The sequence below is a fragment of the Bacteroides thetaiotaomicron VPI-5482 genome, from assembly GCF_000011065.1.
Classification (GTDB): Bacteria; Bacteroidota; Bacteroidia; order Bacteroidales; family Bacteroidaceae; genus Bacteroides; species Bacteroides thetaiotaomicron.
Genome location: NC_004663.1, coordinates 4436462 through 4461148, shown reverse-complemented (window position 1 = coordinate 4461148; position 24687 = coordinate 4436462). Strand labels below are relative to the sequence as shown.

General features: G+C 47.0%; 21 protein-coding genes. 15 read left to right on the top strand and 6 right to left on the bottom strand.

The window, feature by feature from the left end; translation table 11 throughout:
- Positions 1–12: 12 nt before the first annotated feature.
- From BT_RS17530 to dut, 4 genes are read right to left on the bottom strand one after another with little or no spacing between them, the layout of a single operon-like run.
- A complete protein-coding gene (locus BT_RS17530) occupies positions 13–1320 on the bottom strand; it encodes a murein hydrolase activator EnvC family protein (protein ID WP_011108845.1) in 1308 nt (435 codons plus the stop codon).
- Complete coding sequence (locus BT_RS17525; protein WP_011108844.1) at positions 1317–1898, bottom strand: DUF4292 domain-containing protein; 582 nt, start codon at positions 1896–1898, stop codon at positions 1317–1319. The genes BT_RS17530 and BT_RS17525 overlap by 4 nt, the downstream gene beginning before the upstream one ends.
- Positions 1895–3649, bottom strand: coding sequence for a tetratricopeptide repeat protein (locus BT_RS17520; RefSeq protein ID WP_011108843.1), 1755 nt, complete (start codon positions 3647–3649; stop codon positions 1895–1897). The genes BT_RS17525 and BT_RS17520 overlap by 4 nt, the downstream gene beginning before the upstream one ends.
- A gap of 18 nt (positions 3650–3667) precedes the next feature.
- Positions 3668–4102 carry a dUTP diphosphatase gene (gene dut / locus BT_RS17515; protein WP_008767650.1) on the bottom strand — a complete coding sequence of 145 codons (435 nt, stop codon included), beginning with the start codon at positions 4100–4102 and terminating at the stop codon, positions 3668–3670.
- 124 nt (positions 4103–4226) lie between these two features.
- On the opposite strand from dut, the gene BT_RS17510 reads away from it, so the two are divergent.
- Positions 4227–5579, top strand: coding sequence for a deoxyguanosinetriphosphate triphosphohydrolase (locus BT_RS17510; protein ID WP_011108842.1), 1353 nt, complete (start codon positions 4227–4229; stop codon positions 5577–5579).
- Here the strand turns inward: BT_RS17510 and BT_RS17505 are convergent.
- Both BT_RS17505 and BT_RS17500 read right to left on the bottom strand, forming a co-directional pair.
- The gene (locus tag BT_RS17505) at positions 5551–6564 is read right to left on the bottom strand and encodes a GNAT family N-acetyltransferase (RefSeq protein ID WP_008763724.1); all 1014 of its coding nucleotides are present in this window, start codon (positions 6562–6564) and stop codon (positions 5551–5553) included. The two genes, BT_RS17510 and BT_RS17505, sit on opposite strands and share 29 nt — an antisense overlap.
- Positions 6565–6588: 24 nt before the next feature.
- Positions 6589–7407: a 1-acyl-sn-glycerol-3-phosphate acyltransferase gene (locus BT_RS17500; protein WP_011108841.1), complete on the bottom strand. Its 819-nt coding sequence runs from the start codon at positions 7405–7407 to the stop codon at positions 6589–6591.
- Between the two features lie 258 nt (positions 7408–7665).
- Between BT_RS17500 and BT_RS17495 the strand changes: the two genes are divergently transcribed.
- The 14 genes from BT_RS17495 to ftsZ all read left to right on the top strand — a co-directional run bounded on the left by BT_RS17495 (position 7666) and on the right by ftsZ (position 24636).
- A complete protein-coding gene (locus BT_RS17495; protein ID WP_008763722.1) occupies positions 7666–8169 on the top strand; it encodes an RNA polymerase sigma factor in 504 nt (167 codons plus the stop codon).
- Positions 8170–8622: 453 nt separating this feature from the next.
- Positions 8623–9093 carry a division/cell wall cluster transcriptional repressor MraZ gene (mraZ, locus tag BT_RS17490; RefSeq protein WP_008763721.1) on the top strand — a complete coding sequence of 157 codons (471 nt, stop codon included), beginning with the start codon at positions 8623–8625 and terminating at the stop codon, positions 9091–9093.
- A complete protein-coding gene (gene rsmH / locus BT_RS17485) occupies positions 9080–9994 on the top strand; it encodes a 16S rRNA (cytosine(1402)-N(4))-methyltransferase RsmH (protein WP_008763720.1) in 915 nt (304 codons plus the stop codon). Before mraZ ends, rsmH begins: the two co-directional genes overlap by 14 nt.
- Positions 9995–10002: 8 nt before the next feature.
- Positions 10003–10359: an FtsL-like putative cell division protein gene (locus tag BT_RS17480; protein ID WP_008763719.1), complete on the top strand. Its 357-nt coding sequence runs from the start codon at positions 10003–10005 to the stop codon at positions 10357–10359.
- A 60-nt stretch (positions 10360–10419) separates the two neighbouring features.
- The gene (locus BT_RS17475) at positions 10420–12546 is read left to right on the top strand and encodes a penicillin-binding protein (protein WP_011108840.1); all 2127 of its coding nucleotides are present in this window, start codon (positions 10420–10422) and stop codon (positions 12544–12546) included.
- A 23-nt stretch (positions 12547–12569) separates the two neighbouring features.
- Positions 12570–14018 carry a UDP-N-acetylmuramoyl-L-alanyl-D-glutamate--2,6-diaminopimelate ligase gene (locus BT_RS17470; protein ID WP_011108839.1) on the top strand — a complete coding sequence of 483 codons (1449 nt, stop codon included), beginning with the start codon at positions 12570–12572 and terminating at the stop codon, positions 14016–14018.
- Between the two features lie 97 nt (positions 14019–14115).
- Positions 14116–15384 (top strand): phospho-N-acetylmuramoyl-pentapeptide-transferase, encoded by a 1269-nt coding sequence (mraY, locus tag BT_RS17465; RefSeq protein WP_008763716.1) that lies wholly within the window; start codon positions 14116–14118, stop codon positions 15382–15384.
- A gap of 168 nt (positions 15385–15552) precedes the next feature.
- Complete coding sequence (murD, locus tag BT_RS17460; RefSeq protein WP_008763714.1) at positions 15553–16887, top strand: UDP-N-acetylmuramoyl-L-alanine--D-glutamate ligase; 1335 nt, start codon at positions 15553–15555, stop codon at positions 16885–16887.
- Between the two features lies 1 nt (position 16888).
- Positions 16889–18205: an FtsW/RodA/SpoVE family cell cycle protein gene (locus tag BT_RS17455; RefSeq protein ID WP_008763712.1), complete on the top strand. Its 1317-nt coding sequence runs from the start codon at positions 16889–16891 to the stop codon at positions 18203–18205.
- A gap of 28 nt (positions 18206–18233) precedes the next feature.
- A complete protein-coding gene (gene murG / locus BT_RS17450) occupies positions 18234–19352 on the top strand; it encodes an undecaprenyldiphospho-muramoylpentapeptide beta-N-acetylglucosaminyltransferase (protein ID WP_011108837.1) in 1119 nt (372 codons plus the stop codon).
- Positions 19353–19555: 203 nt separating this feature from the next.
- Positions 19556–20959 (top strand): UDP-N-acetylmuramate--L-alanine ligase, encoded by a 1404-nt coding sequence (murC, locus tag BT_RS17445; RefSeq protein WP_008763710.1) that lies wholly within the window; start codon positions 19556–19558, stop codon positions 20957–20959.
- Positions 20960–21043: 84 nt separating this feature from the next.
- Positions 21044–21790, top strand: coding sequence for a cell division protein FtsQ/DivIB (locus BT_RS17440; protein WP_011108836.1), 747 nt, complete (start codon positions 21044–21046; stop codon positions 21788–21790).
- A gap of 69 nt (positions 21791–21859) precedes the next feature.
- Positions 21860–23311, top strand: coding sequence for a cell division protein FtsA (gene ftsA / locus BT_RS17435; protein WP_011108835.1), 1452 nt, complete (start codon positions 21860–21862; stop codon positions 23309–23311).
- A gap of 17 nt (positions 23312–23328) precedes the next feature.
- Positions 23329–24636: a cell division protein FtsZ gene (ftsZ, locus tag BT_RS17430; protein WP_008763706.1), complete on the top strand. Its 1308-nt coding sequence runs from the start codon at positions 23329–23331 to the stop codon at positions 24634–24636.
- Positions 24637–24687 lie beyond the last annotated feature (51 nt).

Below are 24687 nucleotides of genomic sequence, written 5' to 3'. Positions count from 1 at the left end.
CTTATATTTAGATTAACGATTCAACCAGGGTTCCGGATTCAACTTTTCTTTCTCTCTGCGTAACTGGAAATGCAGTACCGTTCGTCCGTTATCCGCGCCATCAGAGAATATCTGTCCGATAGACTGCTTTGTGCTCACCGTATCGCCGGATTTCACCGAAGCGGAAGACAGATTACAGTAAACGGAAATATAATTACCATGCCGGATGAGGACGTTAAATAGTCCGTTCAACTGGAACACGGCTGCTACCTTACCATCAAAGATGGCACGGGCTTGTGCTCCCGGCTTTCCTTGTATATCAATTCCTTTATTGTCCAGCTTCACATTACGGAGTCCTTCAACGGAATACTGTCCATAGCGGCTGGTTATGATATAAGGTCCGGATATAGGCATCGGAAGTTTTCCACGATTGGCAACAAAGCTACCGGACAGTTCGCGATCTGCCTTGCTCATCGTAAAAGCGTCCAATGGCTCCGACTTCGGTTTGGCAGCCGTTCCGGTTTTGGAGGCACCTTTGCCATTTGTATCCGCCTTCTTGCGGGCTGCCGCTTCGCGGCGGGCTTCTTCCGCAGCACGTTTGCGGGCGCGTTCTATTTCTTCTGCGATCAACCGGTCGATACGGGCATTCAGTTGATTGGCCTCCCGTCTCTTCTTGTTCACTTCGCTTTGCAGACCTTTCTGTTTCTTTTGCAGATTAGCCACCAGTGTACGCTTCTCTTTCTCCTGAGCTTCCAGTTTCGCCTTTTCGTTCTCACGTTCTTTCAGCAGTCCCTCTTTGGCGGCTTTCACTTGCTGACGTTCTGCTTTTTTCTTCCGTATCTGCTCCTGCTTCTTTAATATTTCCTCTCCCTGCAGACGCTGGTAGGTGGCATATTCACGCACATAACGCATACGACGATAAGTTTGTCCCAGGTTCTTGGCGGAGAAGATAAACATCAGTTTCTCTTCAATCGATTTATTCTTATAGAGGTACTGGACAGATGCTTCGTACTTCTTCTTTTTCTCTTTCAGGTCTTTTTCAAGACTATTCAGCTGGCGGTTCAATGACACTAATTCGCGTTCGATAGTCTCCACATCGTTATTGATCGCAAGGATATACCGTTTTCGTTCTTCAATCTGTCCCGTCAGTGCCGCCAGTCCGTTCAACTGACTGCCTACGTCCTTCTTTGTATTCTGTAAAATCGACTCCGTCTCGGCGATCTGCTTCTGCAGAGCACCGCGCTTACCTTCCAGCTCACGAATCAGCTTGTTCGATTGAGCAGAAAGCGGAATTGCCAGCCAAAGGCTGCTTACCAGAATTACAAAGAGACGTTTTATCATAATAAAGCTACCAGCATTTTCATTAATTCTTCCAAAGAGACCTGACGGTATCTGGAAGTAACTTCTGTCGGAGTGATTGAAAGTTCTTTGGTCGAAAAATCATAAAGTTGTACTTTCGCTTTCTCCAGTTTGGGGATTCCCAGGTCTTTCCCGGATAGTTCAGTCTTTCCTCCGGGTTTAGAAGCGTCAGTCAGCAATTTCTCCAATTGGGAGAACTCTACATTCTTCGATAATATTTCTTTCAATTCATTTTTGGTTGCGCGTACAAACCGCTTGTTCATCCGGTCGACGAATAATACTTCAGTAGGAGTCACCTCGATGCGTGCCAATTCCGTACGGAGAATAGGCATCAGCAAGGAAATCTGTACCCGTTCACGGCTCTTCATCTTCATGGTACCGCCCACTGACATACTTCCGCCTTTACCCGGAATCGTCAGCTGAAGTCTGGAAGCCAGATAGCTGGGAATAGCTGCTTCGGAAGCAGTAACTTCCGGCACCTTTGTCGCCGTCAGACGCTTTGAACTCTTACAACCTACCAATACGACTGCAATCAACAAAAAATAAGCGATTCTTTTCATTCTGCAATGTATTTTTTCTTTTCTATTTTCTGTTTCAATGTTTTCGACTCACTGCCCATTTCCAGTGCTTTCTTCCAGTAGGTAAGCGCGCCGTCCACATCTCCGGTCATATAATAGATATCTCCGCAATGTTCTACAATCACATCACTCTTATCGCCGCCCTCACTTTTCATGGCGTTATCGATGTAAATACGAGCTTCCGCATAGTTCCCCTTTTCAAAGAGAATCCAGGCATACGTATCCAGATAAGTGGCATTATTGGGCTCAGCCTTTACGGTCTTATAGCTCATTTCTTCCGCTTTATCCAGATCACGACGCTCTACTGACAGATAATAGGCATAGTTGTTCAGTGCGCCAATATTGGAAGGGTTGTACACCAACGCCGAGTCATAGGCGGCATAAGCCTCCTTCATCTGCTTCTGCGTATGATACATATCCCCCAGAATAGAGTAGAACTCCGAAACGATTTCTTTTTTACCGTCAGCCGTCTTATGTTCCAGCGCTCTCTTGCAGATGCTTATCACACTATCCGGTTTCTCCGCCTGATTATAGGCAACAGCCAGATAATAATAAAATTCCAGCGCATCCGGAGTCGCTTCAATACCCGGCTCGCAGACTTTGATAATCTGCTTATAATCTTCTTTTTTTACCGCAGCACCGATCAGCATCATACGGGCAGCATTATTGGTAGGGTCCAGGTCAACCACCTGTTCCAAGACGGGGACTGACTCCGCCTCCATATTCTTGGACAACAGATATTGCGCATAAAGCATCGGAATCTGAGGATCATCCTGCTCCTGCTTCATGATCCGGTCAAACAAAGCGATGATCTGCGTACTGTCCTTATCGGCCTGTTCATTTTCCACAATCATCTGACGCATGATGCCCACTTTGGTATCAGGAGTCACCTTCTTATTCAGCAACAGTGTATCCAACTGCTGTTGGTAGAGTTCTTCCTGCCCTGTCTGTTTATAGTAAGAAGCCATCGAGAAGATAGCCATCGGATTATCGGGTTCCGCAGCCAGCACCTTCTGATAAACGTCATAAGCCTCCTGCTTCTTGCCATTCTGAAGATATACGTCCCCCAAAATGACCTGATAACGCATATCCATCGGATATTCCTGTACCAGACTTTCTATTTCCTGAAAAGCTTTCTTGTCATCCTTCATCTGAAGATAGATACGAAACTTCTCCATGGATAACTGTTCATTCTTGCCCATGTGCTTTTCAAGACGGTTTAAAGTAGAGATGACTTTATCATACTTTTCCTGTCGGCCATACAGGTCCAAAAGGTTGAAAAGCGGGTCCTGCTTGGCAGGGAAACGTACCACCATCTGTTCCAACAGGGTGATAGCCTTATCCAGTTCGTTCTGCTGCTGATACAAAGATGCCAGCCCCTGACTATACCAGTAGTTATCCGGCGCATTCGCCACAGCCTTTTCCAGCGCCTCTTGCCCTTGCGGCACCTGACGGAGAAACATATAATACTGCGAAACCTCATAAAGCGCAGAAGCCGCATTCGGATGAATATCCAGACAATGCTGCAATAATCCGAAAGCAGACGCATAATCCTTCTTTTCTTTCAGGCGCATAGCTTCCAGAAAGAAATAATCATATTTCCGCTGCTGTTCGGACGTTAGCGAAGACTGCGCCAAAGCGACAGCTGGCTTTTCCCTTGTACTTTTCACCGTTCCGCACGAAACCAATGTCCATACAGCAACCAAAAGCCATATACTATTTTTCTTGTTCATTTTCTCTTTTTATGGTACTTATCCTCGTCCTGTATGTCCGAAGCCCCCTGCTCCGCGTTCTGTTTCATCCAGCACTTCCACTTCCTGCCATACTGCCTGCTCATGTCTTGCGATCACCATCTGGGCAATACGTTCCCCGTCCTCGATCACAAAAGGTTCGGAAGAAAGGTTGACCAGAATAATGCAGACTTCTCCACGATAGTCCGCATCAATCGTTCCCGGAGAGTTGAGCACGGTAATACCCTTTTTGATGGCCAATCCGCTACGGGGACGAACCTGAGCTTCAAATCCTTGTGGAAGAGCAATATAGATTCCTGTCGGCACCAGGCAACGCTGCAATGGCGCCAATGTGATAGGTTCAGAAAGATTAGCACGGATATCCATTCCTGCAGATAACTCAGTGGCGTAAGCCGGAAGCGGATGCTTCGATTTATTGATAACTTGAACGTTCATAAATGCACATTTACTATTTAACGGGCGAAAATACACATTTTGAACTGAAAATTAGTTAAGTTTGCAGTTAAATAATGTGGTAACAACCAATTTGCAAATTGTAATCAGCCAAATAGTAAATAAAATGATGAATTGGAAACAACTAATATCAGCCAAACGCTTCGGAATGGAAGAGTTTCACGAAGAACGGCAAGAGAACCGTTCCGAGTTCCAACGGGACTATGACCGCCTCATATTTTCCGCACCGTTCCGCCGCCTGCAGAACAAAACACAGGTATTCCCGCTGCCCGGTAGTATCTTCGTACACAACCGACTGACGCACAGCCTTGAAGTATCTTGCGTAGGACGGTCTTTGGGCAACGATGTAGCCAAAGCAATCCTGGAACGCCAACCGGAACTGGAAAGTTCCTTCCTGCCGGAAATCGGCTCAATCGTATCGGCCGCCTGCCTGGCACATGACTTAGGCAATCCGCCTTTCGGGCATTCCGGCGAACGGGCTATCTCTACGTTCTTTTCAGAAGGAAAAGGACAAAGGCTACAGGAAAAGCAGCCGGACGGAGAGCAACTTTCTCCGATGGAATGGGAAGATTTGACACATTTCGAAGGAAATGCGAACGCTTTCCGCATCCTCACTCACCAGTTCGAAGGACGCCGCAGAGGAGGATTCGTCTTAACATATTCAACGCTTGCCTCCATCGTAAAATACCCCTTTTCATCGAGCCTTGCAGGCAAAAAATCCAAGTTCGGCTTCTTTGTCAGTGAGGAAGAAAGCTACCGCAAAATCGCAACCGAGCTGGGACTCATCCAGCTTAGCGAACAACCGTTAAAGTATGCGCGACACCCGCTAGTGTATCTGGTAGAAGCAGCAGATGACATCTGTTATCAGATGATGGATATCGAAGACGCCCATAAACTAAAGATTATCACTACAGACGAGACCAAGGAACTGTTGATGGCGTTTTTCTCCGAAGACCGGCAATCCCGTCTCCGAAGTACTTTCCAAATAGTCAATGATATCAATGAACAGATAGCCTATCTGCGTTCTTCTGTTATCGGTCTGTTAGTCCGCGAGTGCACCCGTGTCTTTCTGGAACACGAGCAGGAAATACTGGCAGGAACTTTCGAAGGAGCGCTCATCAAGCACATCGCCGAAGGTCCGGCAGCCGCTTACAATCATTGTGCGGAAATATCACTGAAAAGAATTTATCGTTCGCAAGATGTACTGGACATCGAGCTGGCAGGCTTCCGTATCATCAGCACTTTGCTGGAATTGATGGTAGATGCCGTCACCTTACCGGGAAAAGAAAAAGCTTACTCCGAACTTTTAACCAACCGCGTTTCCGACCAATACAATATAAAATCGCCCGTACTCTACGAAAGAATACAGGCGGTACTTGATTATATATCTGGAATGACCGATGTCTTCGCACTCGATCTTTACCGGAAAATTAATGGCAACAGCCTTCCTGCGGTGTAACCACCTTAGGAGTAAACACCCCTTCGCTCTCACAAGGCATTTTCAGCGCATCCGGATGACTTTCTATAAACGTCTGGATGTGCCGGATTCGCTTGTCTTCAAGGATTTCATCTACAGCAATCAGGATACCGGTCTCTTCCACGTCACCAAACTCATAGTTGATAGCCGTCCCGAACATACGCATGGTAGGGCTTAAACTCATATAGGCATTGACCAGCGGCGGGATATTATAACCCAGCTTGCGAATCTCCGTATTCAATATCTTATAATCCTCTTTAAAGGTATCCTTGCAGAACAACGTTCTCAGTTCCTCGTCGGAAGTTTCCAGAATCAGCGGTTCCATCGGTGTAACCAACTCTTCCCGATCATTAAAATGCTTCTTAAGGAAGTACAGAATCATGTCGCGTCCACGACGATGATAGCTGGGATACATAGTCACCTTGCCAAAGAAGTACTTCACATTCGGCATCACCACTGTCAGCGCTCCCAATCCGTCCCACAGATTATCCAACGCAAACAGACCTTTACTGCCGGCACGTGTAGACTGATATTCCAGCGTCACAAAAGAGCGTCCCAACTCAATGGTCTGAGGCAGATATTCCTTTATAAACGCATCCGAGAAATGAAACATGTGAGAAGTAGCCAGAATCGGAGCCCCAGCTTCGTCAAAGCGCACATCCGTTCCAAGCAAATACCGGTAACCACCTAATATTTCTTCCGCCTCCGGATTCCATACGATCAACTGCTTATATGGGTGTTCCATCGTGTCGTATTCGTCGATATCCATCGACAGGCCCGTTCCTCCACCCGCAGCACGAAAGGCAATTTCTCTTAAACGACCAATTTCACGCATCACATTAGGTGCATTCTGATGGGTAATAATATAAATCTGATTATTACTTTTATTGGTCATTCGCAAGCGTCTATCTTCCGTCAACTCTGCTTTCAGCAGTTCTTTGCTCACCGGTTTAATAATCTCTTCCATATTCTTGTTATAGTGTTCTATCAGTTACAGTTTATATACAATGTCCTTCACATACTCCGCCCACTGCGCAGGAGTCTTCGATTTATCGAAAGTCTGCCAGGGAATCGGTTTTCCAAAAGTGACAGTAAAGGTTTTGTGGCGGTTCTTAAACATCTCGTCCGCCAGATACAGCATAGCAATATTGAATTTAATACCCAGTGCCTTACAAACATTCGCCAGATTGTAGAAGAAATCAGAGTTTCTGCCACCAAAATGAACGGGAACTACGTCCCGCTTCGCCTGTATGCTTTTTATAATGAATGTCTTCTTCCATTCCAGATCACGGATCACTCCGTTCTGACGCCGCGAGCAAAGTCCCGCAGGAAACATGATCATCTGGTCGTCGGACTGGAACCCGGCTTCCACCATCTTGGGAAAGTCCTTTGCCTGCTTTCCTGTCTTATTGATAGGAACACAAAGTGGGGCCAAACCGCGAAGGTTCATCAGCAGGTCATTCACCAGATACTTTACTTTCCCGTCATAATGGCGCCCCAGCACATAGCCTAGAGCCACTCCATCCTGTCCTCCCAGCGGGTGATTGGACACAAAGGTATACAATCCTTCTTTCGGCAGGTTCTCTATACCTTTCACCTCCACTTTCGCATCAAGGAACTCCATGCATGCTTCAAGGAAATCCACTCCCAGTTTATCTTTCGATTCATTCAGGAACACATTAATCTCGTCCTGATGAACTATTTTCTTCAGATAAGAAACCACAAACTTAGGGATGTACTTATATTGCTTCGGAGCTTTCGTCCGAAGTATCTTATCGACATCGATTAAAAATAAAGAGTCATCAGTCATTCTTTTCAAATAAAAATGATGCCACAAAATTAACGGTTCTTTTTTATTAATCGCAATAATTTGCCAGAAAATGCAGGATTTAAGTTTGCAACTTGAAAAAAGAACACCCAAAAACTATCAAATACCACCTAAAAACTATCCGCGGATAGTTTTTCCCCTAAATTTTGTCGGTTCATACCCTATCTCATTATCAGAAATGCCGTAAACTTGCACCATCGAAAAATACAAACGAATATTCACTTTTTAAAAGCAACGTATATGAAAAGTTTAAGCTTCAGAAAAGATTTAGTAGGAGTACAGGATGAGTTACTCCGCTTCGCATACAAACTGACAACTGACCGCGAAGAAGCAAACGATTTGTTGCAGGAGACATCACTCAAAGCATTAGACAATGAGGATAAATATATGCCCGACACAAATTTCAAAGGATGGATGTATACCATCATGCGCAATATCTTTATCAACAACTACCGTAAAGTAGTTCGCGACCAGACATTCATCGATCAGACCGATAATCTTTATCATCTGAACCTGCCGCAAGACACCGGCTTTGAAAGTACGGAAAGAACGTACGACCTGAAAGAAATGCATCGGGTAGTCAACGCGCTCCCGAAAGAATATAGAGTTCCGTTCGCTATGCACGTTTCCGGCTTCAAGTACCGCGAAATCGCTGAAAAGCTGAACCTCCCGCTGGGCACCGTGAAGAGCCGTATCTTCTTCACCCGCCAGAAATTGCAGGAAGAACTGAAAGACTTTCGCTAAACCTTTAACTATATTATTTATCAATTCCAAGTTAGATATTTTTAGTGCAGATTTTTAATTGTGTTAGTTTAAGGCAGAAGAGTTACCATACCTTCTGCCTTTTTTACTAATCCCTCCTATATGACACCCGGATGTCGAGCATACTGACACCCGGGTGTTGTACGTCCTGACACCCGGGTGTCATACATACCGAGACCCGGGTGTCGTGCAAACCTCCCTCGCAAAGAAAGAAAGCCTCTCTTTCGATAAAAAAGATTCTTCCTCAATACAAACAAAAAAGCGCCGCATCTTTCCGTTTTCGCCCACTAATAAAGCATTTCCCAAACCGCATCTTTTTCAAGTAAATAAGCATTTAACAATCGGTTGAAAACTTATCTAAAAGATTTTTATGGAAAATTGTGGGGAATTGTGGGGAATTTCCTACTTTTACGCTCTCTTATTATAATAAGGTAAATGATACGTTTTTTAGGCAATATTGAAGTCAGGGCGGACGCCAAAGGAAGAGTGTTCATCCCCGCTACTTTCAGGAAGCAACTGCAAGCTGCTTCCGAAGAGAGACTTATTATGCGTAAAGACGTATTTCAGGACTGCCTGACACTGTACCCCGAGAGCGTGTGGAACGAGGAGCTGAATGAGCTCCGAAGCAGGCTGAACAAATGGAATAGCAAACACCAGCTCATTTTCAGACAGTTTGTGAGTGACGTCGAAGTAGTTACGCCCGACAGCAACGGACGCATACTGATCCCGAAGCGTTACTTACAGATTTGTAATATCCGTGGAGATATACGCTTTATCGGTATCGACAACAAGATAGAGATTTGGGCCAAAGAACGGGCAGAACAACCGTTCATGTCCCCCGAAGAGTTCGGTGCAGCATTAGAAGAGATTATGAACGATGAAAATAGACAAGATGGAGAAAGATGAGTTGACATACCACGTACCCGTACTGCTAAAAGAAAGCGTTGACGGAATGAATATTCATCCGGACGGAACGTATGTAGACGTTACCTTCGGAGGAGCAGGGCATTCGCGCGAGATTCTTTCACGCCTTGGAGAAGGCGGGCGCCTGCTGGGATTCGATCAGGACGAGGATGCCGAACGGAATATCGTCAATGATCCCCACTTCACCTTTGTACGCAGCAACTTCCGCTATTTGCAGAATTTCCTGCGGTATCATGACATCGAACAGGTGGACGCAATCCTCGCCGACCTCGGCGTGTCCTCCCACCATTTCGACGACAGCGAGCGTGGCTTCTCATTCCGTTTTGACGGAGCGCTGGATATGCGCATGAACAAACGTGCAGGACTAACTGCCGCCGACATCGTCAACACATACGAAGAAGAACGGCTCGCAAACATCTTCTATCTGTACGGTGAACTGAAGAACAGCCGCAAACTGGCATCCGCCATCGTAAAAGCCAGAAACGGACAGTCTATCCGGACTATCGGCGAGTTTCTGGAAATCATCAAGCCGCTTTTCGGACGCGAACGGGAGAAGAAAGAACTGGCGAAAGTATTTCAGGCACTCCGCATTGAAGTGAATCAGGAAATGGAAGCACTGAAAGAAATGCTGGCAGCAGCCACCGAAGCGCTCAAACCGGGGGGGCGCCTTGTAGTGATCACGTATCACTCACTGGAAGACCGCATGGTGAAGAATATAATGAAAACAGGAAACGTAGAAGGGAAAGCGGAAACCGACTTCTTTGGAAACCTGCAAACTCCGTTCCGGTTGGTCAACAATAAAGTGATTGTCCCCGATGAAGCGGAGATAGAAAGAAATCCACGGTCGAGAAGTGCCAAATTACGAATCGCAGAGAAGAAATAATCTCAGATATGGAAGAAGAAGCAGTAAACAAAAAAGCAGAAGAGGGCAAAAAGAAAAAACGCACCTCATTGAAAAGTATTCTGGGAGGAGATATCCTCGCCACAGACTTTTTCCGCCGGCAGACGAAGCTGTTGGTGCTGATTATGGTATTCATCATCTTCTACATCCATAACCGCTATGCGAGCCAGCAACAACAGATCGAGATCGACCGGTTGAAAAAAGAATTAATCGACATTAAATACGATGCGTTGACCCGTAGTTCGGAGCTGATGGAGAAAAGCCGTCAGTCACGCATCGAAGAGTATATATCAAACAAGGAAAGTGATTTGCAGACCTCTACCAACCCGCCTTACCTTATTAAATAAGGTGTAAGTGGAGAGTCTTAAAAGAGAATAAGCACTGTGGCAGTAAATAAGAAAAATATAATGACCCGTTACTTCTTTGTCATTCTGATCATGGCACTGATAGGAGTAGCAATTGTCGTCAAGGCAGGCGTGACCATGTTTGCCGAACGACAGTACTGGCAGGATGTAGCCGATCGTTTCGTAAAAGAAAACGTGACGGTGAAACCTAACCGCGGAAACATTATTTCTTCTGACGGTAAACTGATGGCAAGTTCACTGCCTGAATACAGAATCTACATGGACTTTATGTCCGGTGAAAAGGACGAAAAAAGAAGAAAGAAGGATCAGGCACGTCGGGATTCCATCCTCAAAGCCAATATGGATTCGATTTGCATCGGACTGCATAAGATATTCCCCGACAAAAGTGCGGCACAATTCAAGGCACACCTTCAAAAAGGACGTCAGGCCAAAAGCCGTAACTACCTGATCTACCCGAAGCGTATCTCTTATATACAATATAAAGAGGTGAAACGTCTGCCTGTCTTCTGTCTGAACCGCTATAAGGGAGGATTCAAGGAGTTGGCATATAATCAGCGCAAGAAACCTTTCGGCTCATTGGCAGCCCGTACCCTGGGAGATGTATATGCCGATACAGCCCAAGGAGCAAAGAACGGTATAGAACTCGCGTTCGATACGATTCTGAAAGGACGTGACGGGCTAACTCACCGCCAAAAGGTGATGAACAAATACCTGAACATTGTCGATGTCGCCCCGATCGACGGTTGCGACCTGATCACCACCATCGATGTAGGTATGCAGGATATTTGCGAAAAAGCATTGGTAGACAAGCTGAAAGAATTGAACGCCACCGTGGGTGTAGTCGTATTGATGGAAGTTGCAACCGGAGAAGTAAAAGCCATCGTCAATATGACGCAAGGCAGAGACGGTGAATATTATGAAGTACGCAACAATGCAATCAGCGATATGCTCGAACCGGGTTCTACCTTCAAGACAGCCTCTATCATGGTAGCTCTGGAAGACGGAAAAATCACTCCGGACTATATCGTAGACACCGGCAACGGACAAAAGCCGATGCATGGCCGTGTCATGAAAGACCACAACTGGCATCGAGGCGGATACGGCAAACTGACTGTTACCGAGATTTTGGGAGTATCGTCCAATGTCGGAACTTCTAGCATCATCGAGAACTTTTACGGAAGCAACCCGCAGAAGTTTGTGGACGGACTGAAACGGATGAGCATCGACCAGCCACTCCACCTGCAAATATCCGGAGAAGGAAAGCCGAATATTCGTGGTCCGAAAGAACGCTATTTTTCAAAAACGACTTTGCCATGGATGAGCATCGGCTATGAAACGCAGGTTCCACCGATCAATATTCTGACATTCTATAATGCAATAGCCAATAACGGAGTATCCATACGTCCGAAGTTTGTAAAAGCCGCCGTCAGAGACGGAGAAGTGATAAAGGAATATCCGACGGAAATCATCAATCCCAAGATCTGTTCGGACAAGACGCTGGCACAAATACGGGAAATCCTGCGGAAAGTGGTAGGTGAAGGACTTGCCAAACCGGCAGGAAGCAAGCAGTTCCATGTGTCCGGTAAGACCGGAACAGCACAGGTTTCGCAGGGAGCAGCCGGCTACAAGACAGGAAGAACCAATTATCTCGTCAGCTTCTGCGGATACTTCCCATCGGAAGAGCCGAAGTACAGTATGATTGTTTCGATCCAGAAACCCGGTTTGCCCGCTTCGGGAGGTTTGATGGCAGGTAGCGTATTCAGCAAGATCGCAGAAAGAGTGTATGCCAAAGACCTGCGCTTGCCACTCACAAGTGCCATTGATACGAATACGGTAGTCATCCCGAACGTTAAGGCAGGAGAAATGAGGGAAACGCAACGGGTACTGGAAGAACTGAATATAAAGATACAGGGAAAAATCACCGATTCGGGAAAAGAAGTATGGGGAAGCACCCATCCCGCCCCTCAGGCGGTAGTTCTTGAAAGCCGGGGTATCATGCAGAACTTCGTGCCAAGCGTCGTAGGCATGGGAGCGAAAGATGCTGTTTATCTATTGGAAAGCAAAGGATTGAAAGTCAATCTGGTGGGAGTCGGGAAAGTAAAAAGCCAGTCGATAGCCAACGGCAGTGTTGCAAGAAAAGGGCAGACGATTACGCTTACGTTGCATTAAGAATTAAATTAAGTAGGACAGATATGTTATTAAACGAGTTACTGAAAGCAATCCAGCCGGTGCAAGTGACCGGAGATTCAAGGATAGAGATCACCGGAGTCAACATTGACTCCCGTCTGGTAGAAGCCGGACAGCTGTTTATGGCGATGCGCGGCACGCAGACCGATGGTCACGCCTATATCCCCGCTGCCATTCAGAAGGGAGCGACTGCCATCCTCTGCGAAGATATACCGGAGGAACCCGTAGCAGGAATCACTTATATCCAAGTGAAAGACAGCGAAGATGCAGTAGGAAAGATTGCAACGACATTCTACGGTAATCCGACTTCACAATTCGAACTGGTCGGTGTGACGGGAACAAATGGCAAGACAACCATCGCCACCTTATTATATAATACATTCCGCTACTTCGGATATAAAGTGGGATTAATCTCTACTGTCTGCAACTATATCGACGATCAGCCGATTCCGACAGAACATACCACCCCCGACCCTATCACGCTCAACCGCTTGTTGGGGCAAATGGCGGACGAAGGATGCAAGTACGTCTTTATGGAAGTCAGTTCACATTCCATCGCTCAAAAACGTATCAGCGGATTAAAGTTTGCGGGAGGTATCTTCACGAATCTGACGCGCGATCATCTGGATTATCACAAAACGGTAGAGAACTATCTGAAGGCAAAGAAAAAGTTCTTTGACGATATGCCTAAAAACGCTTTCAGCCTCACCAACCTTGACGATAAGAACGGGCTGGTGATGACACAAAATACACGTTCCAAGGTCTACACCTATTCATTAAGAAGCCTCAGCGACTTCAAAGGCCGGGTCATAGAATCCCATTTTGAAGGAATGCTGCTCGATTTCAATAATCATGAGCTGGCCGTTCAGTTTATCGGCAAGTTCAATGCATCCAATCTGTTGGCGGTATTTGGAGCAGCCGTATTATTGGGCAAAAAAGAGGAAGATGTACTTCTTGCGCTCAGTACGCTCCATCCGGTAGCCGGACGTTTCGATGCCATCCGTTCTCCGAAAGGGGTAACGGCCATCGTTGACTATGCACATACTCCGGACGCGTTGGTGAATGTATTGAACGCCATTCATGGAGTACTCGAAGGCAAAGGAAAAGTGATCACCGTAGTAGGTGCCGGCGGCAACCGCGATAAGGGGAAACGCCCCATCATGGCAAAGGAGGCAGCGAAAGCCAGTGACCGGGTGATTATCACATCGGACAATCCGCGTTTTGAAGAGCCACAGGAGATTATCAACGATATGCTTGCCGGACTGGATGCGGAAGATATGAAAAAAACGCTCAGCATCGCCGACCGGAAAGAAGCGATCCGCACGGCTTGCATGCTTGCAGAAAAAGGAGACGTGATACTCGTTGCCGGAAAAGGGCACGAAAACTATCAGGAAATCAAAGGAGTGAAACACCACTTTGACGACAAGGAAGTTTTGAAGGAAATATTTAATTGACAACATATAATTATTTGCAATAGACAGCATCTTATCAAGCGTGGGGCAACAATGAGAAACTGTAAATTGCAGGCTATAAATTGTAAATAGAAAAGAGATGTTATACTATCTGTTTGAATGGCTGCACAAGCTTAATTTTCCCGGAGCGGGAATGTTCGGTTACACCTCATTCCGTGCTTTGATGGCTGTTATCCTCGCATTGCTTATATCGAGTATATGGGGAGACAAATTCATCAATCTGCTTAAAAAGAAGCAAATCACGGAAACACAGCGTGACGCCAAGACCGACCCGTTCGGTGTCAACAAAGTAGGCGTACCAAGCATGGGAGGTGTCATCATCATTGTAGCCATCCTTATACCTTGCCTGCTATTGGGTAAGCTGGATAATATATACATGATATTGATGCTGATCACCACTGTATGGCTGGGATCACTCGGTTTTGCCGACGACTATATCAAAATATTCAAGAAAGACAAGGAAGGCTTGCACGGTAAGTTCAAAATCATCGGTCAGGTGGGTCTGGGGCTGATTGTAGGCTTAACCCTGTATCTGAGTCCGGATGTAGTTATCCGCGAAAACATCGAGGTTCATACACCGGGACAGGAAATGGAAGTGATTCACGGAACCAATGATTTAAAATCTACCCAAACCACTATTCCTTTCTTTAAAAGTAACAACTTAGATTATGCCGACCTGGTGGGCTTTATGGGCGAACATGCACAGACAGCCGGATGGTTCCTGTTCGTGATCATTACGATCTTCGTTGTAACCGCCGTTTCGAACGGGGCTAACCTGAATGACGGCATGGACGGTATGGCAGCCGGAAACTCCGCCATTATCGGTGCCACGCTGGGAATACTGGCGTACGTATCGTCACACATCGAATTTGCCAGCTATCTGAATATCATGTACATTCCGGGATCGGAAGAACTGGTAATCTACATTTGTGCCTTTATCGGTGCATTGATCGGTTTCTTATGGTACAACGCCTATCCGGCACAAGTATTCATGGGAGACACAGGCAGCCTGACTATCGGTGGTATCATTGCCGTATTTGCCATTATCATCCACAAAGAATTGCTGATACCGATTCTCTGCGGTGTATTTCTGGTAGAGAATCTGTCAGTCATACTGCAACGCTTCTACTATAAGATAGGTAAGCGGAAGGGAGTAAAACAGCGGTTATTCAAACGAACTCCGATACACGATCATTTCCGTACTTCGATGAGTCTGGTAGAACCGGGATGTACGGTGAAGTTCACGAAGCCCGACCAGCTATTTCACGAATCAAAGATTACCGTCCGTTTCTGGATTGTAACGATTGTACTGGCAGCGATAACGATTATTACATTAAAAATACGATGAGAACAAACAGACTGCCCAATGCAGGATATTTGTAACATTAATATAGTTGAGAGTATTAACCCGATTATTAACTTTAAAAAGATGTGCGCAGCCGACGAGCGAAAAAGGAAGGATGAAAAGGAAGAGAGAAGCGTCTGCCTGTCGGACAGCAATAGCACATTACTGTAAATGAAAAGAATTGTAATTTTAGGAGCCGGTGAAAGCGGCGCTGGTGCAGCCGTACTCGCCAAAGTAAAAGGATTTGAAACATTTGTTTCGGATATGTCCGCTATCAAGGATAAGTATAAGGACCTTCTGGACAGCCACCATATTGCCTGGGAGGAAGGACATCATACCGAAGAACTCATTCTGAATGCCGATGAGGTGATTAAAAGCCCCGGTATCCCGAATGACGCCCCGCTGATCCTGAAACTGAAAGCCCAAGGCACACCGGTTATCTCCGAAATCGAGTTTGCCGGACGCTATACCGATGCAAAAATGATCTGTATCACCGGTTCTAATGGAAAGACAACGACTACTTCCCTGATCTACCACATCTTTAAGAGTGCAGATCTGAATGTAGGACTAGCCGGAAATATCGGCAAGAGCCTGGCTTTGCAAGTAGCCGAAGAGCATCATGACTATTATATCATCGAACTCAGCTCTTTCCAACTGGACAATATGTATAACTTCCGTGCCAATATTGCCGTACTGATGAATATCACTCCGGACCATCTGGACCGATACGACCATTGTATGCAGAACTACATCGATGCCAAATTCCGTATTACGCAGAACCAGACAACGGACGACGCTTTCATCTTCTGGAACGATGATCCGATCATCAAACAGGAACTGGCAAAGCACGGTCTGAAAGCTCATCTGTATCCTTTCGCAGCCGTGAAGGAAGACGGAGCCATCGCATACGTAGAAGATCACGAAGTGAAGATTACCGAGCCCATCGCCTTCAACATGGAACAGGAGGAATTGGCACTGACCGGACAGCACAATCTTTACAACTCGCTGGCTGCCGGTATCTCGGCAAACCTGGCAGGTATCACTAAAGAAAATATCCGCAAGGCGCTCTCCGACTTCAAGGGAGTGGAACATCGCCTGGAGAAAGTAGCGCGCGTACGCGGTATCGACTTCATCAACGACTCAAAAGCAACCAATGTCAACTCTTGCTGGTATGCCCTGCAAAGCATGACCACCAAGACAGTACTGATACTGGGCGGCAAAGACAAAGGCAACGACTATACGGAAATAGAAGACCTGGTACGTGAAAAGTGCTCGGCACTGGTTTATCTGGGACTGCACAACGAAAAGCTGCACGCCTTTTTCGACCGTTTCGGACTGCCCGTAGCCGATGTGCAGACCGGAATGAAAGATGCAGTAGAAGCAGCCTACAAACTGGCAAAGAAAGGAGAAACCGTATTGTTAAGCCCCTGCTGCGCCTCATTCGACCTCTTCAAGAGTTACGAAGACCGCGGCGATCAGTTTAAGAAATATGTAAGAGAATTATAAAATGGATTTATTAAAGAGCATATTTAAAGGCGACAAGGTAATCTGGATTATCTTCCTCTGTCTCTGCCTCATCTCGATTATCGAGGTGTTTTCGGCAGCATCGACGCTGACGTACAAAAGCGGCGACCACTGGGGACCGATAACACAGCACTCCATCATCCTGATGGTGGGTGCCGTAGTAGTGGTATTTCTGCATAACGTCCCCTACAAATGGTTCCAGGTATTCCCCGTCTTCCTGTATCCGATTTCCCTCGTTCTGCTGGCATTCGTCACGCTGATGGGTATCATTACAGGCGACCGTGTCAATGGGGCAGCCCGCTGGATGACCTTTATGGGACTGCAATTCCAGCCTTCGGAACTGGCAAAGATGGCTGTCATCATTGCCGTTTCGTTCATCCTGTCCAAGAGGCAGGATGAAGAAGGAGCCAACCCCAAAGCCTTTAAATACATCATGATCCTTACCGGACTGGTCCTTTTGCTGATTGCTCCGGAAAACCTGTCAACAGCCATGTTGCTGTTCGGTGTCGTATTCATGATGATGTTCATCGGACGGGTAGCGGCAAAGAAACTCCTTCTGTTGGCAGGAGGACTTGTGCTGATTGTCGCACTCGGCGTAGGTACGGTAGTTGCCATCCCTGCCAAAACGCTGCACAATACCCCCGGACTTCATCGCCTGGAGACTTGGCAGAACCGTATCAAAGGCTTTTTTGATAAAGACGAAGTGCCCGCAGCCAAATTCGATATAGACAAAGACGCACAGATCGCCCATGCCCGTATTGCCATCGCTACCAGTCACGTAGTGGGCAAAGGACCGGGAAACTCCATCCAGCGTGATTTCCTCAGTCAGGCATTCTCCGACTTTATCTTTGCGATTGTCATCGAAGAAATGGGATTGATAGGAGGTATATTTGTCGTATTCCTCTACCTCTGTCTGCTGATGCGGGCGGGACGCATCGCGCAAAAGTGCGAACGGACCTTCCCCGCCTTCCTTGTCATGGGTATCGCTTTGCTTCTGGTATCGCAGGCGATACTGAATATGATGGTTGCCGTGGGACTGTTCCCCGTAACAGGCCAACCCCTGCCTTTGGTCAGCAAGGGAGGTACAAGTACACTGATCAACTGTGCTTATATCGGAATGATATTAAGCGTGAGCCGATATACCGCTCATCTGGAAGAACAGAAAGCGCATGATGCACAGATTCAGATGCAGATAGAAACCGGAACAGCTACTTCAGAAGCACAAGCCGCCGCCGAACCTACTGCACAGATTCTGAACAGCGATGCCAAGTTTGAGGATGAACATGATAGCAGTAAATGAAGATGAACGGATAGAAAAAAGGATTATTATGGAGAAAGAACTTAGAATTATCATCAGCGGTGGAGGCACAGGAGGACATATCTTCCCTGCCGTATCTATCGCCAACGCTATAATAGAGCTGCGACCGGACGCGAAAATCTTATTTGTGGGAGCCGAGGGCCGTATGGAGATGCAGCGGGTTCCCGATGCAGGCTATAAGATTATCGGGTTACCGATAGCCGGTTTTGACCGCAAACATTTATGGAAAAACGTATCCGTACTGATCAAACTGGCACGAAGCCAGTGGAAAGCGCGCAGCATCATCAAAAACTTCCGCCCACAAGTAGCGGTAGGCGTAGGAGGATACGCCAGCGGACCGACACTCAAAACTGCCGGAATGATGGGAGTGCCGACTCTGATTCAGGAACAGAACTCGTATGCCGGAGTCACCAACAAGTTGCTGGCACAAAAAGCAAAGGCTATTTGTGTCGCTTATGATGGAATGGAAAAGTTCTTTCCTGCCGATAAGATTATAATGACCGGAAATCCCGTTCGCCAGAATCTGACGAAGGATATGCCGGAAAAAGGCGCGGCACTGCGTTCCTTTAATCTGCAGCCGGATAAGAAGACAATTCTGATTGTAGGCGGTAGCCTTGGCGCACGTACCATTAACAATACGCTGACCGCAGCCTTAGCTACAATAAAAGAAAACAACGATATACAGTTCATCTGGCAGACCGGAAAATATTACTATCCGCAGGTGACAGAAGCCGTACGGGCAGCAGGAGAACTTCCAAATCTGTACGTGACGGACTTCATCAAGGATATGGCAGCCGCTTACGCGGCTTCCGACCTAGTGATTTCACGTGCGGGAGCCGGTTCTATTTCAGAGTTTTGTCTGTTGCACAAGCCTGTGGTTCTGGTTCCTTCGCCCAATGTGGCAGAAGATCATCAGACCAAGAATGCACTGGCACTGGTAGACAAACAAGCCGCCATCTACGTAAAAGACAGCGAAGCAGAAGCAAAGTTGATGGATGTAGCCCTGAACACAGTAGCTGACGACCGGAAACTGAAAGAACTAAGTGAGAATATAGCCAAGTTGGCTTTGCCCGACTCTGCACGAATCATCGCGCAGGAAGTAATCAAGCTGGCAGAAGCAGAAAACTAGTTGAGGGAATGCAAAAATCGCAACTATCCCAATTAGGATTGACTAAAAAGTCAGTAGAATCTCCATTCTCCTCCTTCCAGAAGGAGGAGAATGAAAATACTACCGACTTTGGGGGTCATCCCCAATTAAAGGTAGTACCGACTCTGATTAAAACTTGAAATGTTACTTGGAACAAGAATTATAAAAAGAAACAGTATAAAGAAATGAATATTGAAACGATCAAATCAGTCTACTTTGTCGGTGCCGGAGGCATCGGTATGAGTGCGCTTGTCCGCTATTTCCTTTCCAAAGGAAAAGTGGTAGCCGGATACGACCGCACCCCGACTCCATTGACTGAAAACCTCATCGCCGAAGGCGCACAAATACATTACGAAGAAAACGTACGACTGATTCCGGAAGCCTGCAAAGACAAAGAAAGCACTTTAGTCGTATTGACCCCCGCCGTTCCGCAGGAACACGAAGAATTGGTTTATTTCCGCAACAACGGATTCGAAATACAAAAACGCGCGCAAGTACTGGGAACGATCACTCATTCCAGCAAAGGTCTGTGTGTAGCCGGCACTCATGGCAAGACAACCACTTCTACCATGACCGCCCACCTATTCCACCAATCGCACATAGAATGTACCGCTTTCCTCGGAGGCATCTCCAAGAATTACGGCACCAATCTGCTACTCTCTCAGAAAAGCCCTTATACCGTCATCGAAGCAGACGAGTTCGACCGCTCTTTCCATTGGCTGTCCCCTTATATGTCTGTCATCACTGCCACAGACCCCGATCATCTGGACATCTACGGAACAGAAAAGGCATACCTCGAAAGCTTCGAACATTATACAACACTGATCCAGCCGGGCGGTGCACTGATTATCCGAAAAGGTATCTCACTACAACCGAAAGTACAGGCCGGAGTCCGTGTCTATACCTATTCGCGTGACGAAGGAGACTTCCACGCCGAGAATATCCGCATCGGAAACGGTGAAATCTTCATCGACTTCGTTGCCCCCGACACACGTATCAACAATATCCAACTGGGAGTTCCGGTAAGCATTAACATCGAGAATGGTGTAGCCGCCATGGCACTCGCCCACCTCAACGGAGTGACCGACGAAGAGATCAGACAAGGAATGAACAGCTTCCGCGGTGTAGACCGCCGGTTCGATTTCAAGATCAAGAATGACCAGGTAGTCTTTCTGAGCGACTACGCCCATCATCCCTCTGAAATCAAACAGAGCGTGCTGTCTATCCGCGAACTCTATAAAGACAAGAAGATCACAGCCATCTTCCAGCCGCACCTGTACACCCGTACCCGCGACTTCTATCAGGACTTTGCCGATAGCCTGTCACTACTGGACGAAGTCATTCTGGTAGACATCTATCCGGCTCGTGAGACACCGATCCCCGGTGTCACCAGCAAGCTGATATACGACAACCTCCGTCCGGGCATCGAAAAAAGTATGTGCAAAAAGGAAGAAATACTGAACATTCTGAAAGATAAAAACATTGAAGTATTAATAACTCTGGGAGCCGGAGACATAGACAATTATGTCCCCGAAATAAAGAAAGAACTGGAAAAAATGAAGAACGAAGAGCGAAGAACGAAGAACTAAGAATTTCTACGCTACATCATACAGTCGCGCAGCCAATTCTCAATTCTTCATTTTCAATTTTCAATTCTCAATTAAATAAAAACTATGGTAAAGAGAATCCTTCTATCTATCGTCATGTTGATGCTTATCGCCTACCTCGGCATAGCCATCACCGCTTTCAACCGCAAGCCTGCCAACCAGACCTGCCGTGACGTAGAACTGGTCATCAAGGATACCACTTATGCCGGCTTCATCACCAAAGAAGAAGTGAAAGGCATCCTCCAGCATAAAGGTATCTACCCTATCGGGAAAAAGATGGAGCGCATCTCTACCAAGTCGCTGGAACGGGAACTGAGCAAGCATCCGCTGATCGACGAAGCGGAATGCTACAAAACACCCAGCGGCAAAGTCTGCGTAGAAGTGACACAACGTATACCGATATTACGCATCATGAGTGCCAACGGAGAGAATTATTACCTTGATAATAAAGGAACCGTCATGCCGCCGGAAGCAAAATGCGTCGCACATCGGGCAATTGTCACCGGAAACGTAGAAAAGTCGTTTGCAATGAAGGATTTATATAAGTTTGGTGTATTTTTGCAAAACAATAAGTTCTGGGACGCCCAGATAGAACAAATCCATGTGTTGCCCGACCGCAACATCGAACTGGTACCTCGTGTAGGCGACCACCTCGTCTATCTCGGCAAACTTGAAAACTTTGAAAACAAACTGGCACGCCTGAAAGAATTCTACCAAAAAGGACTCAATCAGGTAGGCTGGAACAAATATTCACGCATCAGTCTTGAATTCAGCAACCAGATTATCTGTACGAAGAGAGAGAGTAATAAGTAACAGGTAATAGGTGATGGGATGAAGCTCTCAAAATAGAAAGTTGAAAATAATTAAATTGTAAATAAAGAGATGGCAACAACAGAATTTATCGCCGCTATTGAACTTGGTTCATCGAAGATAACCGGTGTGGCCGGAAGAAAGAACAGTGACGGAAGCATGCAGATACTGGCATACGCCCAGGAAGACTCTTCAACGTTTATCCGCAAAGGAGTGATCTTCAATCTGGACAAGACAGCACAAAGCCTGACTTCTATCATCAACAGACTGGAAGGTGAGTTGAAAAACTCAATCGCCAAGGTATACGTAGGCATTGGCGGACAATCCCTCCGCACAGTCCGCAACGTAGTAAGTCGCGACCTCGAAGAAGAAGCGATTATCTCGGAAGAGCTGGTAAACGCTATCGGCGATGAGAACGTAGCGATTCCGGTAGTCGATATGGATATACTGGACGTAGCGCCGCAAGAATACAAAGTCGGCAATAATCTGCAAGCCAACCCGGTGGGACTGGTAGGAAGCCACATCGAAGGACGTTTCCTCAATATCGTCGCCCGCTCTTCCGTACGGAAGAATCTGGAACACTGCTTCCAGCAGGCAAAGATCGATATTGCCGACCAACTGATCGCACCACTGGTAACAGCCAATGCCGTGCTGACCGAGAGCGAACGCCGTTCGGGCTGCGCACTCATCGACTTCGGAGCTGATACCACCACTATTTCGGTTTATAAAAACAACATTCTCCGCTTCCTGACAGTGCTGCCGCTGGGAGGAAACAGCATCACCCGCGACATCACCACCCTGCAAATGGAGGAAGAAGAAGCGGAACGTCTGAAGAAAACTTACGGAGACGCCCTATACGAAGAAGACGAAAGCGAAGAGCCCGCCACCTGCAAGCTCGAAGATGAAAGCCGCACAGTCGAACTGGGCAAGCTCAACAACATCATCGAGGCACGTGCCGAGGAAATCATCGCCAACGTATGGAACCAGATTCAAATCTCCGGCTACGAAGACAAACTGCTGGCCGGCATCATCCTCACAGGTGGAGCCGCCAACCTAAAGAATCTGGAAGAAATGCTTCGCAGACGCTCGAAGATAGAAAAGATAAGAATGGCGAAACTGCCTCGCAACACCGTTCACGCTCCCAGCAATATACTGAAGAAGGACGGTTCGCAGAACACCCTGTTCGGACTTCTGTTCGAAGGCAACCAGAACTGCTGCCTGATAGAAACCGCTCCCCAGATACCGGTCACTCCCGCCACTCCCCGACCGGAGCCAGAAATTCACAAGACCGTAGATATGTTTGAGGACGATCAGGAACTGAAAGAGCAAGCCCGACTGGCACGCCTCAAGAAAGAAGAGGAAGAGAAAGAAGCACGGGCAGCCGCCAAGGAAGCTGAAAGACTCCGCAAGCAGAAGGAGAAAGAAGAGAAAGAAAGACGCAAGAGAGAAGCCGGTCCCAGTTGGATTCAACGCAAGATCGACTCCCTGACCAAGGAAATCTTCTCTGACGACGATATGAAATAAATTCAAAATTCAATAATATGGACGAGATAGTACAATTCGATTTCCCGACCGACTCACCGAAAATCATCAAAGTGATTGGTGTAGGTGGCGGTGGCGGTAACGCTGTGAACCACATGTACCGGGAAGGCATACATGACGTAACGTTCGTTCTCTGCAACACGGACAACCAGGCATTGGCCGAGTCACCCGTTCCGGTGAAACTGCAACTGGGCCGTAGCATCACACAAGGACTTGGAGCCGGCAACCGTCCCGAACGGGCACGCGACGCCGCCGAAGAAAGTATTGACGATATCAAAGAACAGCTGAACGACGGCACCAAGATGGTATTCATCACTGCCGGAATGGGAGGAGGAACCGGAACCGGAGCCGCCCCTGTCATCGCCCGCATTGCGAAGGAGATGGATATTCTGACAGTAGGTATTGTCACCATTCCATTTATTTTCGAAGGAGAAAAGAAAATCATTCAGGCACTGGACGGCGTCGAACGTATCGCCCAGCACGTAGATGCCCTGCTGGTCATCAACAACGAGCGCCTGCGCGAAATATATGCCGACCTTACCTTCATGAATGCTTTCGGCAAGGCCGATGATACGCTTTCCATCGCTGCAAAGAGTATCGCCGAGATTATCACCATGCGTGGTACGGTGAATCTGGACTTTGCCGATGTGAAGACCATCCTGAAAGACGGTGGTGTAGCCATCATGAGTACCGGATTCGGAGAAGGCGAGAACCGTGTCACCAAAGCTATCGATGATGCCCTCCACTCTCCGTTGCTGAACAACAACGACATCTTCAACGCTAAAAAGGTGATGTTGAACGTATCCTTCTGTCCCACGTCCGAACTGATGATGGAAGAAATGAACGAGATACACGAGTTCATGAGCAAGTTCCGCGAAGGTGTGGAAGTAATCTGGGGTGTCGCCGTAGACAACTCTCTGGACACCAAAGTAAAGATCACCGTACTCGCCACCGGATTTGGTGTAGAAGACGTGCCCGGTATGGACACACTGCACGAAGCCCGCAGCCAGGAGGAAGAAGAACGCCAGTTGCAGCTTGAAGAAGAGAAGGAGAAGAATAAAGAGCGTATCCGCAAGGCATACGGTGAAAGTGCCGGCATCGGAAAGAAAAGCCTGCGCAGCCGTCGCCATATCTATATCTTCAATACCGAAGATTTGGACAACGACGACATCATCGCCATGATAGAGGAATCTCCTACTTACACGCGCGATAAAACGAAGCTGTTGAAGATCAAGACGAAAGCGGCTCTTGAAGAGGAAGTTGCCATGGAAGAGGCTACGGACAATGACGGAGTAATCACTTTCTAGATGGTTCTTCCCCTTGCTATTACAAATTGTAAATAATTAAAATATAAATAT